This is a genomic window from Nocardioides marinus (assembly GCF_013408145.1).
GTDB classification, from domain to species: Bacteria; Actinomycetota; Actinomycetes; order Propionibacteriales; family Nocardioidaceae; genus Nocardioides; species Nocardioides marinus.
Map to the genome: position 1 here is coordinate 1,788,409 of NZ_JACBZI010000001.1, position 15,892 is coordinate 1,804,300.

Annotated in this window: 16 protein-coding genes; 6 read left to right on the forward strand and 10 right to left on the reverse strand. The window is 73.0% G+C overall.

Annotated elements, in window-relative coordinates; genetic code table 11:
- Positions 1-18 precede the first annotated feature (18 nt).
- From BKA05_RS08490 to BKA05_RS08505, 5 genes are all read right to left on the reverse strand, one after another.
- Entirely contained in the window at positions 19-654 is a 636-nt protein-coding gene (locus tag BKA05_RS08490) for a hypothetical protein (protein WP_179531049.1), read from the reverse strand.
- Between the two features lie 120 nt (positions 655-774).
- Positions 775-1,317 (reverse strand): hypothetical protein, encoded by a 543-nt coding sequence (locus tag BKA05_RS08495; protein WP_179531050.1) that lies wholly within the window; start codon positions 1,315-1,317, stop codon positions 775-777.
- A 9-nt stretch (positions 1,318-1,326) separates the two neighbouring features.
- Complete coding sequence (locus tag BKA05_RS08500; RefSeq protein ID WP_179531051.1) at positions 1,327-2,682, reverse strand: HNH endonuclease; 1,356 nt, start codon at positions 2,680-2,682, stop codon at positions 1,327-1,329.
- 87 nt (positions 2,683-2,769) lie between these two features.
- Complete coding sequence (locus BKA05_RS19365; protein ID WP_218842370.1) at positions 2,770-2,886, reverse strand: hydrogenase maturation nickel metallochaperone HypA; 117 nt, start codon at positions 2,884-2,886, stop codon at positions 2,770-2,772.
- A 175-nt stretch (positions 2,887-3,061) separates the two neighbouring features.
- On the reverse strand, positions 3,062-3,568 hold the full coding sequence (locus BKA05_RS08505; RefSeq protein WP_179531052.1) for a CHRD domain-containing protein: 507 nt from the start codon (positions 3,566-3,568) through the stop codon (positions 3,062-3,064).
- Positions 3,569-3,677: 109 nt separating this feature from the next.
- Between BKA05_RS08505 and BKA05_RS08510 the strand changes: the two genes are divergently transcribed.
- Positions 3,678-4,475: an Fpg/Nei family DNA glycosylase gene (locus BKA05_RS08510; RefSeq protein ID WP_179531053.1), complete on the forward strand. Its 798-nt coding sequence runs from the start codon at positions 3,678-3,680 to the stop codon at positions 4,473-4,475.
- Positions 4,476-4,496: 21 nt separating this feature from the next.
- Here the strand turns inward: BKA05_RS08510 and BKA05_RS08515 are convergent, their stop codons facing one another.
- Positions 4,497-5,288, reverse strand: coding sequence for an alpha/beta fold hydrolase (locus BKA05_RS08515; protein WP_179531054.1), 792 nt, complete (start codon positions 5,286-5,288; stop codon positions 4,497-4,499).
- A gap of 85 nt (positions 5,289-5,373) precedes the next feature.
- Between BKA05_RS08515 and BKA05_RS19645 the strand changes: the two genes are divergently transcribed.
- Entirely contained in the window at positions 5,374-7,146 is a 1,773-nt protein-coding gene (locus BKA05_RS19645; protein WP_179531055.1) for a GNAT family N-acetyltransferase, read from the forward strand.
- Between the two features lie 12 nt (positions 7,147-7,158).
- On the opposite strand, the gene BKA05_RS08525 is transcribed toward BKA05_RS19645, so the two are convergent.
- Positions 7,159-8,043: an aldo/keto reductase gene (locus BKA05_RS08525; RefSeq protein ID WP_179531056.1), complete on the reverse strand. Its 885-nt coding sequence runs from the start codon at positions 8,041-8,043 to the stop codon at positions 7,159-7,161.
- 93 nt (positions 8,044-8,136) lie between these two features.
- Positions 8,137-8,925, reverse strand: a complete 789-nt coding sequence (locus BKA05_RS08530) for an alpha/beta fold hydrolase (RefSeq protein ID WP_179531057.1) — start codon at positions 8,923-8,925, stop codon at positions 8,137-8,139.
- 154 nt (positions 8,926-9,079) lie between these two features.
- Between BKA05_RS08530 and BKA05_RS08535 the strand changes: the two genes are divergently transcribed.
- Positions 9,080-9,259 carry a hypothetical protein gene (locus tag BKA05_RS08535; protein WP_179529589.1) on the forward strand — a complete coding sequence of 60 codons (180 nt, stop codon included), beginning with the start codon at positions 9,080-9,082 and terminating at the stop codon, positions 9,257-9,259.
- On the opposite strand, the gene BKA05_RS08540 is transcribed toward BKA05_RS08535, so the two are convergent.
- Together BKA05_RS08540 and BKA05_RS08545 are read right to left on the reverse strand one after the other, a co-directional pair.
- Positions 9,231-10,916 (reverse strand): DUF7800 domain-containing protein, encoded by a 1,686-nt coding sequence (locus tag BKA05_RS08540; protein ID WP_179531058.1) that lies wholly within the window; start codon positions 10,914-10,916, stop codon positions 9,231-9,233. The genes BKA05_RS08535 and BKA05_RS08540 overlap by 29 nt on opposite strands.
- Positions 10,917-10,923: 7 nt before the next feature.
- The gene (locus BKA05_RS08545; RefSeq protein ID WP_179531059.1) at positions 10,924-11,970 is read right to left on the reverse strand and encodes a zinc-dependent alcohol dehydrogenase family protein; all 1,047 of its coding nucleotides are present in this window, start codon (positions 11,968-11,970) and stop codon (positions 10,924-10,926) included.
- A gap of 100 nt (positions 11,971-12,070) precedes the next feature.
- On the opposite strand from BKA05_RS08545, the gene BKA05_RS08550 reads away from it, so the two are divergent.
- Genes BKA05_RS08550 through BKA05_RS08560 form a run of 3 tightly spaced genes read left to right on the forward strand, consistent with a single transcriptional unit; the run spans position 12,071 to position 15,800 of the window.
- Positions 12,071-13,597, forward strand: coding sequence for a helix-turn-helix domain-containing protein (locus BKA05_RS08550; protein WP_179531060.1), 1,527 nt, complete (start codon positions 12,071-12,073; stop codon positions 13,595-13,597).
- 17 nt (positions 13,598-13,614) lie between these two features.
- Entirely contained in the window at positions 13,615-14,460 is an 846-nt protein-coding gene (locus tag BKA05_RS08555) for a glycerophosphodiester phosphodiesterase family protein (protein ID WP_415836701.1), read from the forward strand.
- Positions 14,457-15,800 carry an MFS transporter gene (locus BKA05_RS08560; protein ID WP_179531061.1) on the forward strand — a complete coding sequence of 448 codons (1,344 nt, stop codon included), beginning with the start codon at positions 14,457-14,459 and terminating at the stop codon, positions 15,798-15,800. The genes BKA05_RS08555 and BKA05_RS08560 overlap by 4 nt, the downstream gene beginning before the upstream one ends.
- Positions 15,801-15,892: the final 92 nt, after the last annotated feature.

A 15,892-nucleotide genomic window follows, 5' to 3' on the forward strand; every position in this document is an offset into this window, starting at 1 on the left:
CGGTGCCGCGGAGACAGGTCACGGCAGCAGGCCGTCCACGATGTCGGCGGCACCGCTCAGGCTCTCGTCGGCGGCCTCGACGACCGGGTCGACGACCGGGTCCGACTGGTCGGGCGCTCGGTCGGCGGCCTTCCGCACGGTTTCGACGACCGCATCGGTGGCTGAGCGAGCTGTTCCGGGTTCGTCGCCGGCTGAGCTGGTGTCGCCGTCTGGCGTGCCGTTCGTGCCGGCACCGTGCGAATCGGCCTGATCGCGCGTGCCGGGCGCAGCCTCGGTGGACTCACCACGGTGACGAGGTCGGTAGACCTCGGCTGGCTCGCCGGCTCCCTCGTCGCCGTTGACCGCCGCGGCCTCCAGCGTCTGGCTGGCGCGACGCAAGGGGTCGAGCAACCCGACGGCGCTGCTGCCGTTGCTGGTCGCGGGCAGGACGGCGAAGTCGTGGCGGCTGATCGTCGGCTGGTCTTCGTCGCCCACGGCGACGCCACCCAGGGTCAGTGCCAAGGTGCCGGTGAGACCGATCGCTGCCAGCGACGAGCCGCGTCCGACCTGACTGCCGCCTCCAGGTGAGCGGTGGGCTCCGACGGAGGTTGCGGCGTGGAAGGTCGGACGGGGTCGCAGGAAACGGCCTTGCCGCGCGGCGTGCTTTCCGGGCATCGAGCTCTCCTGTGTCGAGGGCACCAGGACTCACTGCGTGCTACCCACCACGACTCCCCCGCTACACGTGTCAGCCACGAGGCCTCCGTCACGCCGACGGTGATCGAGAGCCTCCAGGCGTCACTCGCGGAACCCGACACTGACGCTCGTGCTCATCGTCTCCGTCCCGGTGCGCCACAGGTGGGCCCGGTCGAGGCGGTAGCCGATGGTGAGTCCGGCGATGCGGTAGCGACCGGGTGACCCCGGATGCAGCACCGCCACGAGCTGGTGCTCCGGGCCGAGGACCGTTCCCGCCTCGGCGGCGACGCACTCGTGCTCCCGAGGTGGCCGTCGATGGAGGGCCCCGACCGCCAGGGTGCCGCCACCTTCGGTACGGACCTCGCGGCAGCGCAGCACCTCCACGGTCGGGTCCTCCTCAGGCGCCTTGCTGAAGTGCACGGCGATGGAGCGCAGCCTCAGCGTCCCGTCCGCCGGGAAGTGTCCGGGGTCGGTGAGACCGACGCTGAAGACACTGCCCTCCCGCCACGCGACCGGGGCGGCGCGCATCGAGCCGCCGTACTCCTCGTCGAGGACGTCGGGGTGCGACCACCACCAGCCTCCCACCAGGAGGCAGCCGACCACGACGGCCGGGAGTAGCCAGCGACGGCCGAGCAACCGAGACATGTCTGCAGGCTAGGCGCTGCGGCGCAGCAGCCTGGCGAGGTTCTCCTCGAAGTGCGCCGCGAAGCCGTGCTCCTGTGGAGGCGGGAGCTTCGGGATCACGCATCGATAGCGATGGCCGCTCGGCGTCTCGAGGACCAGGTCGTGGAGCTCGGCGTCCACGACCCACGAGCGGAAGTCCTCGGCCTCCTTGGCCTGGTTGCAGCCCTCGCACAGGCCCTGACCGTTGGTCGCCGACGTGGGGCCACCCCGCGCGGCGGGGACGACGTGGTCGCGGTGCCGGATCGGCGCGTCGCAGCCGGGTGTGCGACAGCTCCGGTCACGGACCGTCAGGAACGCGGCCAGCCCGGCCGGGTAGCAGCGGGCGACTGACTCCATCGCGACGAGCTGACCGTCGTCGGGGCGGACGTAGAGCCTGCGCAGGGTGGCCTCACCGTCGGCCTGGGCGCGGGCGACGAGGTCGCGCACCACGTCGGCGGGCAGCGGGATGGGCGCCACGCCCGGAGCCGACACCCAGCCGGGCTCGTCGCCCAGCTTGCCCGCCAGGTTGAGCAGCGTGGCGTCGGACAGCGTCACCTGGACCGCCACCGGCGTCACAGGCCCCTCGTCGTCATCCGTCCGGCCGCGCAGGACGCGCGCCGTGAAGACGTCGGCCATGACCTGTCCCCGCGTCCGCTCGTCGCCGGCTGCCCGGGCCTCGTCGGCAGCGCGACCCAGGGTGGCGTGCACCGAGACGCCGACCGAGAGCGGCAGCAGTGCGGAGAACCGCACCATCCCGTCGGGTGCCGGCCGCAGCGAGGTGTGCCGCTCCCCCGCCGCCCTGCGGTGCCGGGCGAGCACCGCCGACGGGTCTGCGGTGTAGGCCCGGCGGTCGACCTCGGCCCGGAAGCGGCGCTCACCCCAGCCCTCGGTGGTGGCCGGGTCGGCCATCAGCTCGGCGTCGATCTGCTGACGGTCCTCCAGTGACAGGCAGGCGGTGCCCTGGGCGATCTGGATCGCCCGCCACTCGCTGCACCGACCCGCCTCCATCGCGGCCAGCGTGTGCGGCAGCTCCCGCACCAGCACGCCCGCCAGTCCGAGGTGGATCGACCCGCGGTGCGGCGACTCGCGCCGAGCCAGGGCGACCTCGGTGGCGACGCCACGCTCCCGCATCGGCGCCGGCAGGTGGGCACGCGCGGCCACGCGGGCCTGCCTGAGCAGGTGCGAGGCGCGCGCCTGGGCGGCAGCTGCGGCATTCTTCAGCGACTCCATCTCGTCGATGAGGTCGACAGCGCAGACGTCCCGCTCCCCCGCCTCGAGGGACTCCAGGGCCCGCACCCGCTCACGGACCTGTGCGATCAGGTCGTGAGGTGCGGTGCCCGAGTCCATGCCTCAGTCTATTCGAACGTACGTTCGAAGACAAGAGGTGTGGGTGACGGCCTGTTCACCCGTTGAGGCAGGCCGTGGCCGGCCAGCTCAGAGCGGCTCGCCCTCGCAGCAGTTCGCCTTGAACTTGCACTGCGGGCAGAACCATCGTGTCGCGATCGGGTCGAACTCGTGCCCGCACGCCATGCAGGAGTAGTAGCCGGCCATGCCCGTCAGCGTGCCACTCCCCTGCGTCGTACGCCGCCCGGCACGCCGTCCGGCCCCAGCACGTCGTCAGGCGCAGCGTCGTCGGACGCAGCACGGCGGTGGCGCCGCCCGGGATGCCAGAGACCCGGGCGGCGCGCACCGCCGTACGAGAGGTGAGCCGCAGCTCAGGAGTACGTCAGTCGACGACCGAGAGCTGGCCGCGGATCGCGCCGCCGGGGAACTGCTCGTTGTGGACGTTGACGTAGTAGTCCTCGGGGTTGTCGAGGATCTCCGCGGCGGTGACGCCCTCGGCGAACTTGCCCTCCTCGCCGTCGGTGAGGCAGTCGGCGGCGGTGCCGTCGCCGGGAGCGGCGAGGAACGCCACGACCGGGCCGTTCTCGCCCGGGGCACCCTCGTGGATGTGGGCGCCGGTGGCGGTCTTGATCTTCTTGACGATCAGCGAGTAGCACAGCGTGGCCGGGTCGCCGTCGATGCCGAACACGATGGCCTGGCCGCGACCGTTCTTGTCACCGACGATGCGCTTGTTCTTGACCGTGTCGTCGACCTCCTTCTTGCCGTTCAGCGAGGCCTTGGCCACGGTGTTCTCGTGGCCGGCGAAGGCCGAGGTGACGGGCAGGGCGACGGCGGCGCTCACGGCGGCGGCCGCGCCCACGGCGGCGATGGTCTTGCGCGTGCGGTTCATCGGGATTCTCCTCGGGGGTGATGGGTGGTCCTGATCACGTCTTCGGAGCGGTCCTCCCGGGCGGATGGGTCTCCGAAGGGGTGAGCTCGCGCCTGGGGAGCATGGAGCGGTGCCCGAAGGCCACACGATCCACCGACTCGCCCGTCGCCACCGCAACCTGCTGCGCGGCCACGCCGTGACCGCGTCGAGCCCCCAGGGGCGGTTCGAGGACGGCGCCGCCGTCATCGACGGGGCCGTCCTGCTGGGCACCGATGCGTGGGGCAAGCACCTCTTCCACGACTACGGCGACCACGTCCTGCATGTGCACCTGGGGTTGTACGGGAAGTTCCGCGACGGGTCGGGTACGCCGCCGGAGCCCCGGGGCGCGCTCCGGCTGCGCCTGGTGGGAGGTGGGCACTGGCTCGACCTGCGCGGGCCCACGGCCTGCGAGCTGCTCGCCGCTCCGGAGGTCGAGGCACGCACGGCACGACTCGGACCCGATCCCCTGCGCCCTGACGCCGACGTCGAGCGGTTCCTGGACCGGGTGGGCCGCAGTCGCGCCCCGGCCGGCACGCTGCTGCTGGACCAGTCGGTCATCGCGGGCGTGGGCAACGTCTACCGCGCCGAGGTCCTGCTCAGGGCGGGCATCTCGCCCTGGACGGCCGGGCGCGACGTGACCAGACCGGTCTGGCAGGCGGTCTGGGAGGGCCTGGTCGTCCTGCTGAGGGCCGGCGTCCGCGCCGGGCGCATCGTCACCACCGAGCCCGAGGACCGGGAACGCCCAGCGGGGAGGGCGCGTCGCGTCGACGCCCACTACGTCTACGGCCGGGCAGGACTGCCCTGCCGTCGCTGCGGTACGCCGGTGCAGCGCGACGAGCTCGCGGCCCGGTCGATCTTCTGGTGCCCGGTGTGCCAGCCCGCCGACTGAGCCCGGCAGGAACCAGCCGGCTCAGCCCTCCCGCCCGCTGACGGCCACCACCTGGTCGTGCAACCGCCCGGGCCAGGTGGACAGGTCCGCCGGCGTGGCGGCGACCACGAGGTGCGAGCCGGGGATCAGGTCGTGCAGCGCCTGGGCGGTCGACAGCGGGTGGGCCGGGTCCTCGGTCCAGGCGAGGATCGCGGTCGGCACCGCGATGCCGGCCACCGCCTCGCGGGGCGGGTAGTCGGTCGACGCAGCACCCCGCAGCAGGGCGGGCAGCAGGTCCTCGCGCACGTCCGGGACCGTCTCGGGCGCCTCGACGGTGGCGGGCGGCCGGGGCGCGAGCCGCCCGGCCTCCACGAACGCCGCCATCCCCTGGGCCTCCACGAGGTCCGCGGCAGCGAGGTAGTCGGCGGCCTTGGCCTGCCGGGTCTCCCAGGCGGTCGAGGGCACCACGAGGGTCAGCGCCGAGAACCGCTCCGGCGCCCGGGTGATCGCGTGCAGCAGGGTCGCGCACCCCATCGACGGGCCGACGCCGTGCACCGGCTCGTCGGGGAAGACGTGGTCGAGCAGCCGCAGCAGGTCGTCGGCGAGCCGCTCCCACCGGTAGTCCTCCGGCACCGGCCGGCCGGTCGAGCGGCCGTGCCCGCGAGCGTCGTACCGCAGCAGCCTGGTGCCGCTGAGCCCCACCCCGAGGTCGAGGTCGAGCACGCGGTCGCGGTACCTGCTGGAGGTGAGCCCGTGGAGCTGGACGACCGGCTCACCGCCCTCGTCGCTGATCTCCCAGTCGAGCACGGCTCCGGGGACGTCGAAGGTGGGCACGCGGATCTCCTGGTCGGCTCGCAACGCACAGCGGCCCCGGCGACGGCGGCAGGACCCAGAGTTCGGTGGGCCTAGAGTACGCAGCATGCGGCTGACGAACGTGGCGCATCTCAGGCTCCCGTTCGGGCGGCTGGTCGGCTACGACCTGCAGGTCGGCGAGCCGGGCCCCGCCCTGCCGGTCTCCTTCGACCAGCGCCGCCACGTGGGCGGCGGCGACCGCGCCGGCTCCTGGATGGCGCTCTCCTTCCGGCTCACCGGGCAGCGCGAGCTCGCCGACCTCGCGGAGGCCTGGCGCGCCGTCGTCGAGCGTCACGGCACCCTGCGCACGGTGTTCCTGCCCGGCGAGGACGGCCCGACGCTGCACGAGGTCGGCATCGGCGAGGGGCGGTGGGTCGAGCACCCGATCTCCCCCGGTCAGCCGGTCAACGAGGCGCTGCGCGACGTCCTCGACACCCGGTGCACGCCGTACGCCGCCCCGTCGCACCGCCTCTGCGTGCTGGAGACCGCCGACGGGCCCACCGTCGTCGTGGCCGCCGACCACTCCCACGTCGACATGTGGTCGATGCTGGTCGTCGTCCGTGACCTGCTGGCCGCCCTCGACGCCCGCCGCGCCGGGCGCGAGCCCTTCGCCGACCGACCGCCGGTGCCGGCCTTCGCCGAGCACACCGCGGCCCTGCGTGAGCGTCCCAGGGCCCCGGCCGACGTCCGCCGGCGCTGGGCCGAGGTCCTGGGCGCGTCCGGGCACGTGATGCCCTGCTTCCCGATGCCGTTGGGCGGGTCCGAGGGCCCCCAGCCCGAGCGGGTCGAGGTGCGCGACGTGCTCGACGTCGACGACAGCGGCGCCCTCGGCGTCCGGGCGAGCGAGCTCGGCGTCTCGACGCTCTCGCTCGTGGTGGCCGCGATGACCGAGGTGACGCGCGAGGTGGCCGACCAGCCGCTGCGGGCGGTGTTCCCCGTGCACAGCCGCTACGACGCGACCTGGCACGACTCGGTCGGGTGGTTCATCACCAACTCGGTCCTCGAGTCCCCCGATCCCGACCCCGCCGCCTGCGCCGAGGCGGTCAAGGAGGCCGTGCGCCTCGGCTCCTGGCCGCTGGAGGACGTGCTCGAGCCGTGGGGCGGGATGCCCGAGGCGCCCGGCATGTTCGCGATCTCCTGGCTCGACCTGCGCCGGCTGCCGGTGCGAGTGGATTCCGTCGGCCTCGAGGCGCAGTACGTCGGGGCCTCGATCCTCACCGACGGCGTGATGCTCTGGTTCGTCCTCGACGAGTCCGGGCTGCACCTGCGCTGCCGCTACCCCGACACGCCCCAGGCCCGCGCCGGCGTCGGCCGCTGGCTGGACCGGCTGGTCGCGCGGTTGCGCGAGGAGGCCGCCGAGCAGGTCGGCGGTGTCCTGGAGGTAGGCGGCGGGCGCTTCCGGCTGCAGCGGGCCCGGCGCACCGACGTGACTGCGATCGTGGCGCTCCTGGCCGACGACCCGATCAGCGGCGCGCGCGAGGTGGACGACGTGGTGCGCTACGAGGCGGCGTACGACGCCGTGGCCCGCAGCCCCGGCGAGTTCCTCGCCGTGGTCCGCGACCGGGCCGGTGCCGTGGTCGGCACGATGCAGCTCAGCGTCCTGCCGGGGCTCTCCCGTGCGGGCGCCACGCGGCTCCAGGTCGAGGGCGTGCGGATCGCGGCCGGGCTGCGCGGGCGAGGTCTCGGGGCGGCGATGCTGGAGTGGGCCCACGACCACGGGCGGGCCCGTGGCGCCACGTTCTCGCAGCTCACCACGGACTCCGCCCGCGCCGATGCCCATCGCTTCTACGAGCGGCTGGGCTACACCGCCTCGCACAAGGGGTTCAAGCGGCCGCTGTGACCGCCCGTGGGCTCAGGAGGCGTCGAGCCGGGCGAGCTCCTCGGGGGTGAGGTCGAGATCGGCCGCCGCCGCAGAGTCGGTGATCGACGAGGGCCGCTTGGCCCCCGGGATCGGGATGACGCACGGGTCCTGGGCCAGCTCCCAGGCCAGCGCGACCTGCTGCGGGGAGACGCCACGCTCCGACGCGACCTCCGCGAAGGCCGGGTGGGAGTCGCCGAGTCCCTTGGCGCCGTTGAGGCCACCGAGCGGGCTCCAGGGCAGGAAGGCCAGGCCGAGCTCGGCGCAGACCTCGATCTCCGGGGCGCTGGAGCGGAAGGCCGGCGAGAACTGGTTCTGCACGCTCACCAGCGCGTCGCCGAGCACCGAGTGCGCCAGCCGGATCTGGTCGGGGTCGGCGTTGGACAGCCCCACCATCCGGACCTTGCCCGCGTCGTGCACGCGCTTGAGGGTCTCCACGACCTCCTCGTAGGGCACCGTCGGGTCCGGGCGGTGGTGCTGCCACAGGTCGATGTGGTCGCCGCCCAGCCTCTCGAGGCTCTTCTCGACCGCGGACTCCAGGTGGACCGCCGAGCTGTCGACGTCCCAGCCCCCGCCCTCGGTGCGCACGTGGCCGGCCTTGGTGGCCAGGAACACCCGGTCCCGCACCCCGAGCTCGGCCAGCAGCGAGGCGATCAGCCGCTCGTTCTCGCCCTGGGCGTCGGCACCCTTCTCCTCCCCCGGGCCGTAGGCGTCGGCGGTGTCGAAGAGCGTCACGCCGGCGTCGAGGGCCGCCCGGACGGTGTCGAGGAGCTGCTCACGGGGCTGGGCCCCGGTCTGGTCGAATGTCATCAGGCCCAGGCCTACGGCGCCCACCGTGACCCGGCCGACGGTGTCGTTGCCGATCTCTCGCGTCTGCATGCGTCCTTCCTACCCGGCCGGCGGGAGCCCACCCCCACCCCGGTGAGCGAGAGAGCCCCGGCTGTTGTGGGGGGGGGGGGGGGGGGGCAGGGCTCAGTCGGCGAGCAGGAAGACCCGCAGCGCGGAGACGAAGGCCTCGGGCTGCTCGGAGTGCACCCAGTGCCCGGCGCCCTTCACGGTCACGGTGAACGTGCGCGGGAAGAGCTCGCGCATCCGCTCCTCGTGCTCGGGCCGCACGTAGCCGGAGCGCTCCCCGGCCATCCAGAGCACCGGGTGGTCGAAGGTCGCACCGACCTCGGGGAAGCCGGCGATCGACGGCAGCTCGCGCAGCAGCAGGTCGAGGTCGGCCTGCCAGTGCCAGCCGCCGTCGGTGCTGCGCAGGTTCTGCAGCAGGAAGCCGCGGACCCGCTCGTCCGGGATCGCCGCCGCCAGCTGCTCGTCGGCGTCGGAGCGTCGTCCCACCGCGGCCAGGTCCAGCCCCGTGAGGGAGGTCAGCAGGTGCTCGAACTCGCCGGCACCGTCGCTGGGTGCCGGTGAGATGTCCACGACCACGAGCCGGTCGACCAGCTCGGGGTGGCGCAGGGCCAGGACCATCGCGACCTTGCCGCCCATCGAGTGGCCGACCAGGTGCACCGGCTCACCGTCGTACGCCGTCCGCAGCCAGGTGGCCACGGTGTCGGCGACGTCGACGTAGTCCACGCTGCCCGTCCAGGCCGACCGCCCGTGGTTGGGCAGGTCCACCAGGGTCGAGCGCAGCTCGGGCTGCAGCGCCTTCGCGACCTGGGTGAAGTTGCGTCCCTGCCCGAACAGGCCGTGCAGGAACACCACGCGTTCGCCGGTGTCCCCGATCTCGGTGGTGTGCAGGTCGGGTGCGGTGCTCACCCGGACAGCCTAGGGATGGCCCGTTCGGGCCATCCCGGCCGCCCCACCCGGGCGGACCTGGGCGGCGTTCGGCGCGTTGGGCGCAGATCTGCCACGGCAGGGCCGATGGGTTCCCTACCGTCAGGAGCAGGAGATCGGACCGAAGGACAGCACCATGTGGGACACCGTGCAGGACTCGTGGGGACAGACCACCACCCAGGACGCGTGCGCCGAGGAGCACCTCTCGCACGACCGGCCGTGCGTGCGCTGCGGCCACGCGATGCACACCTTCTTGGCGTGCGACGCCTCGTGCGGCTGCGAGCCGGTCAGCGTGCCGGTGCGCGCCGCGGGCTGAGGTCGGCCACCCGACGCAGTCGCGGTCGCGCGTGGTCGTCGTCCTCGACGACCCCGGTCGACCACCACATGCTCAGCCGCGGGCCGTCGATCTCCAGCTCGGCCAGCAGGTTGTCCAGCCACGGCCCCTGGGTGACCCGCCAGTGCAGCGGGGAGGGCGGGACCCATCGACCCAGGAACCGTCCCGTGGGACGCGCGGTCCCCCGGCTGGCCACCCGCACGGCACCACGCATCACCCGGGGCAGCTCGTTGCGGATCGGCGAGCACACCGCCTGGAGGATGCGGGTCCGCCCGCTGCGCTCCCTCACCGACTCCTCGGCCGCCCACGCCTCGGCGACGTAGGAGTGGTGGACGTCGCCGGAGAGGAAGACCACCGAGCTGGGGGCGCTCCCCCGCCCTCCGGTCGCCACGTCGAGCACCATCTCCCCCACCCGACGGAACCCGTCCTGGAAGGCCGCCCAGTGCTCGGTGTCCGCGGCCCGGCGCACCCACTCCCCGACCTCGTGGCCCGGGCGCCCCAGGGCGCCCTCGGCGAGGGCCTCGACGACCGCCTCGACGTGGTGCAGCCCCGGGCTGAGCAGGTAGGGCAGGGACGTGCCGATGAGCAGGTGCTCGACGTCCCCGCGCAGCTGGTCGTCCAGCCAGGCCATCTCCTCGGCGTCGATCATCGAGCGGTGCTCCGGCTCCAGCACCCGCGCGGCCCGCGAGTCCACCACGACCAGCCGGGCCTGGGGCCCCAGCTCGCGGGCGAAGGACCACCGGTAGGAGGCGGGGTCGTCGTCGGCGCGCTCGGCGAAGGCGTCCAGCGCCTCGCCGAGGTCGAGCTCCGCCGGCCCCTCGTGGTCGAGGACCATCCGCCACAGCGGGTCCTGCGCGCGTTCGGCCGGCGAGAGGTTGCCCAGGTGTTGGTAGACCCAGTACGACGCCAGCGCCCCGACGATCCGGTCGTGCCACCAGGCCTTGCGGGCCATGTCCTCGCGCCAGCGGGCCGAGGTGTTCCAGTCGTCGCGCACGTCGTGGTCGTCGAAGATCATCGCGGTCTGGACCGTGGAGAGCAGCCAACGGTTCGCCGGCTCGCTCCAGGCGATCCGGTACAGCTCGGCGTACTCCTGGTAGTCCTGCAGCTCCCACCACGGCGCCTGCTCGGGGTCGCGCCGGGCGGCGATGAACGACCGGATCTCCTCGCTGGTCTCGTCCGCGTAGACCTGGTCGCCCAGGAAGAGCAGCAGGTCGGGCAGCCGGCGCCGGTCCTCGGGCGCAGCCGCCGCGTCCAGCGCCCAGGAGCGCAGCGCGTCCACGCCGTACGCCGCATGGTGCTCCGCGTCGTGGGGCACGCTGACCCGGCACGACCCGAAGGCCAGGTGGACGGGCCGGTCGTGGTCCAGCGTGCGCACGCAGGGGGCCGGGAGGTCCGACCCAGGCTCGGGCCAGGCGGCGTCCCCGTCGAGCTCGAGCACGTAGGGCAGCACGGATCCGGGGGCCAGCCCGTCGAGGGCGACCAGGGCGTAGTGGTGCCCGTGCACGGCGAACGTGGGGGCGCTCCACGAGCGTCCCCCGGCCGTGACCGACACGGTGCACGCGGAGTCCACCTCGACCCACAGGGTCGCGGTGGACTCGTCGCAGTGCCGCAGCAGCGGCCCGAGGACGAGCGCGGCCACGGTGGTCTCAGGCCCCCAGCGAGCCGTCGACGTCGAGCAGCACCTTGACGGCCCGGCGCTCGTCCATGGCGCGGTAGCCCTCCGCCACCTCGTCCAGGGGCAGGGTCAGGTCGAAGACCCGGCCCGGCTCGATGGTGCCGGCCAGCACGAGGTCGAGCAGGTGCGGGAGGTACTCGCGCACCGGCGCCATCCCCCCGGCCAGCCCGACGTTCTTCTGGAACATCCGGCCCACCGGCAGCTGGACGCCGTGGGGCACGCCGACGAAGCCGACCGTCGCGCCGGGGCGGGCCACGGCGAACGCGGTGCCCATGGCCTGGTCGGTCCCCACGCACTCCAGGACGGCGTCGGCCCCGACCCCGCCGGTGATCTCCTTGACGGCGGCGGCGGCCTCCCGACCGCGCTCGGCGACCACGTGGGTCGCACCGAAGGCACGACCGATCTCCTGGCGCGGCTCGTGGCGCGACATCAGCACGACCTTCTCCGAGCCCATCTGGGCCGCGGCGAGGACGCCGCACAGCCCGACGGCGCCGTCGCCGACGACCACGGTGGTCCCGCCGGGCTGGACCCGGGCGGCGACGGCTGCGTGCCAGCCGGTGGGCATGACGTCGGAGAGGGCGACGAGGTGCGGGACCATCGCGGCGTCGGGCCCGGAGGCCCCGAGGTCGGGGACCTTCACCAGGCTGCCGTCGGCGTGCCCGACCCGGGCGTACTGGCCCTGCCCGGAGCTGGTCATCGACAGCTCCACGCACGCCGACTGCATGCCGGCACGGCAGTGGGCGCAGGTGTTGTCGCAGTGGTCGAACGGCACGACCACGAAGTCGCCGGGCCGCACGTCGCGCACGTCGGCGCCGACCTCCTCGACGACGCCGATGCACTCGTGGCCGATGGTGTCGCCCGGGGTGATGTCGTTCTCCCCGCGGAAGGGCCACAGGTCCGAGCCGCAGATGCAGGCGCTGGTGACCTTCACGATGGCGTCGGTCGGCTTCTCGATGGTCGGGTCGGCGACCTCGGAGAGCCGGATGTCGCGCGGGGCGTGGATGGTGGTGGCTCGCATGGGGCGAGCATCGCACCCCGGACGGGGGTCCACGCCACCCCCGGAGACCACCCCGCGCGGCGATATCGGGTTATCTCACATGTGAGTTACCGTCGGTCCCATGACGGAGGGCTACAAGGGACGCATCGGCATGCTGATCCGGGACGCGCGCAAGCACCGCGGGCTGACCCAGAGCCAGCTGGCCGACCTGCTTAGCACCAGCCAGAGCGCGATCAACCGGATCGAGAAGGGCCAGCAGAACCTCTCGCTGGAGATGCTGGCCCGCATCGGCGCCGCCCTGGACTCCGAGATCGTCGCGCTCGGTGCCGGGCCCACGCACCTGCGGATCACCGGGCCCACCACGCTCTCGGGGAGCATCGAGGTCAAGACCTCCAAGAACGCCGGCGTCGCGCTGCTGTGCGCCTCGCTGCTCAACCGCGGCCGGACCACCCTGCGCAAGGTCGCGCGCATCGAGGAGGTCAACCGGCTCCTGGAGGTGCTCGGCAGCCTCGGGGTCCAGACCCGCTGGCTCGGTGACGAGGGCGACCTGGAGATCATCCCGCCCAAGGAGCTGCGCCTGGACGCCATCGACGAGGCAGCGGCGCGCCGCACCCGCTCGGTGATCATGTTCCTCGGGCCGCTGCTGCACCGCGCCGACACCTTCGACCTGCCCTACGCCGGCGGCTGCAACCTCGGCACCCGCACCGTCGAGCCGCACATGTCCGCGCTGCGCCCCTTCGGCCTGGAGGTCAAGGCCACCGACGGCAGCTACCACGCGAGCGTGGACCGCACCGTCGCGCCGACGCGCGCCATCGTGCTGACCGAGCGCGGCGACACCGTCACCGAGAACGCGCTGATGGCGGCGGCGCTGCACCCGGGCACCACCGTCATCCGCAACGCCTCCTCCAACTACATGGTCCAGGACCTCTGCTTCTACCTGCAGCGCCTGGGCGTGCAGGTCGAGGGCGTCGGCACCACCACCTTGACCGTCACCGGCCGCGAGTCGATCGACGTGGACGTCGACTACGCGCCGGCCGAGGACCCGATCGAGGCCATGTCGCTGCTCGCCGCGGCGATCGTGACCCGCTCGCAGATCACCATCACCCGCGTGCCGATCGAGTTCCTCGAGATCGAGCTGGCGCTGCTGGAGGAGATGGGCTTCGTCTACGAGCAGAGCGAGGAGTACGTCGCCGCCAACGGTCACACCCGGCTCGTCGACCTCACCACGCACCCCAGCGACCTGCACGCACCGCTGGACAAGATCCACCCGATGCCGTTCCCGGGGCTGAACATCGACAACCTGCCGTTCTTCGCCGTGATCGCCGCCGTGGCGACCGGCCAGACCCTGCTGCACGACTGGGTCTACGAGAACCGCGCGATCTACCTCACCGAGCTCACCAAGCTCGGTGCGCAGGTCAAGCTGCTCGACCCGCACCGCGTGATGATCGAGGGCCCGACCCACTTCTCGGGCACCGAGATCGTCTGCCCGCCGGCGCTGCGTCCGGCCGTGGTGATCCTGCTGGCCATGCTGGCCTCGAAGGGCACCTCGGTCCTGCGCTCGACCTACGTCATCGCCCGCGGCTACGAGGACCTCGCGGAGCGGCTCAACGAGCTGGGTGCGCAGATCGAGCCCTTCCGCGACATCTGACCTGCCAGACTGCAGCCGTGACGTCACCGGTGACGGGCCATGCCTACCTCGACGTGCGCCCCGCCGGTGCCGCCCGGGGCGGTCGCCGGGTCATCGCCTTCGCCCACCGCGGCGGCGCCTACCACCCCGAGATCGAGGGGCTGGAGAACACCCTGGCGGCCTTCGAGCACGCCGTCGAGCTGGGCTACCGCTACCTCGAGACCGACGTGCACCTCACCGCCGACGGGGTCCTGCTGGCCTTCCACGACGAGGTCCTGGACCGGGTCACCGACTCCGCCGGCGAGGTCGCCGCGCTCAGCCACGCCGAGGTCCGGCGGGCCCGCGTGGGGGGTCGTGAGTCGGTCCCCACGCTGGTGGAGCTGCTCGACGCCTTCCCCGACGCCCGGTTCAACATCGACCTGAAGTCCGAGGGCGCCGTGGACGCGCTGGCGGCGCTCGTCGCCGAGCGCGGGGAGTGGGACCGGCTCCTGGTGGGCTCCTTCTCCCCCGCCCGGCTGCGCCGCTTCCGCCGGCTCACCGCAGGTCGGGTACCGACCTCGGCCCATCCGTTCGAGGCCGCGGCGTTCGCGCTGCTGCCCGGCCGCCTCGCCGACCGGCTGACCCGGGGCCGTGTCGCGGCCCTGCAGGTGCCGCACCGGCGTACGCTGCGGTTCGCCGGGCTGAGCGTCACCGTCCCGGTCGTCACCACCGGGTTCGTCCGACGGGTGCACGCGGCCGGCAAGCACGTGCACGTGTGGACGATCGACGAGCCCGGGGAGATGCGGGAGCTCCTCGAGAAGGGCGTCGACGGGCTGTTCACCGACCGCACCGACGTGCTGCGCGAGGTGCTGGAGGAGCAGGGACTCTGGGAGGGGACCACATGACCATCGCACCCATGACCACCGCCGAGCGGCGCCGCGAGCACCGCGCCTGGTACGTCTACGACTGGGCCAACAGCGCCTTCTCCACCACCGTCGCCGGCGTGCTCTTCGGGCCCTACCTCATCGCGATCGCCGAGGAGGCGGCCGTCGACGACCGCATCTCGGTGCTCGGCATCTCGGTGGCGCCGGGCGCGCTGCCGTCGTTCACCATCACCGCCTCCACGTTGCTGTCGGCGGTGCTGCTGCCGCTGCTGGGCGCGGTCGCCGACCGTACCTCCCACAAGCGCCAGCTGCTGGGTGGCTTCGCCTGGGCCGGCGCCCTGGCCGCGGCCGTGCTGTTCTTCATGAAGGACGACAACTGGGAGCTCGGGGTCGTCGCCTTCCTGGTCGCCAACCTCTGCTTCGGGGCGGCGGCCGTGGTCAACGACTCGATCCTGTGCCTCATCTCCGAGCCCGAGGAGAGGGACGGCGTCTCCTCGCGGGGCTGGGCCACCGGGTACGCCGGTGGCGGGCTGCTCCTCGCGCTCAACTTCGTCGTGGTGAGCATGCACGACACCTTCGGGCTCTCCGAGGGGATGGCCGTGCGGCTCTCGCTGCTCTCCGCGGCGATCTGGTGGGGCGTGTTCACCTTCGTGCCCTACCTCGGCATCAAGGACCGGCCACCGCTGGCCGTGGAGCCGACCGAGGGCGGGCTGCTGCAGCGCAGCTTCGGCCAGCTGTGGCACACCCTGCGCGACATGCGGCGCTACCCCGTCGCCCTGACCTTCCTGGTGGCCTACCTCTTCTTCAACGACGGCATCCAGACCGTCATCGCCTCCGCGTCGGTCTACGGCGTGGAGGAGCTCGGCTTCGAGACCGGCACCGTCCTCGCGACCTACCTGCTGGTGCAGGCCGTCGCGGTCTTCGGGGCCCTTGGCTTCGGTCGCGCCGCGGGGCGGTACGGCGCCAAGCCGGTGATCCTGGTCGGGCTGGTGATCTGGATGGCGATCGTGACGGTCGGGCTGTTCCTGCCGGCCGGCGAGCTGGTGCCGTTCTTGGCGATGGGTGCGGCGATCGGCGTGGTGCTGGGAGGCACCCAGGCACTGGCCCGCTCCTACTTCTCCCTGCTCATCCCGCAGGGCAAGGAGGCGGAGTACTTCAGCTTCTACCACGCGATGGAGCGGGGGACGTCCTGGCTGGGCACCTTGGTCTTCGGCATCGTCTACACCGTGACCGACTCCTACCGACCGGCGCTGTTCGCGCTGATCGCGTTCTTCGTGATCGGTGGCGCGATCCTGACCCGCGTCGACACGGCCAAGGGCATCGAGCAGGCTCGGCAGGCGTCGGTCCCGGCGGGTTCCTGAGAGGAGTCCGAGAATCCGGGGCTCGACCACCCACCTCGGCGATTGTCGGAATCATCGCCGGGTCGCTACCGTTGAAAACTTGAGACGGGGCG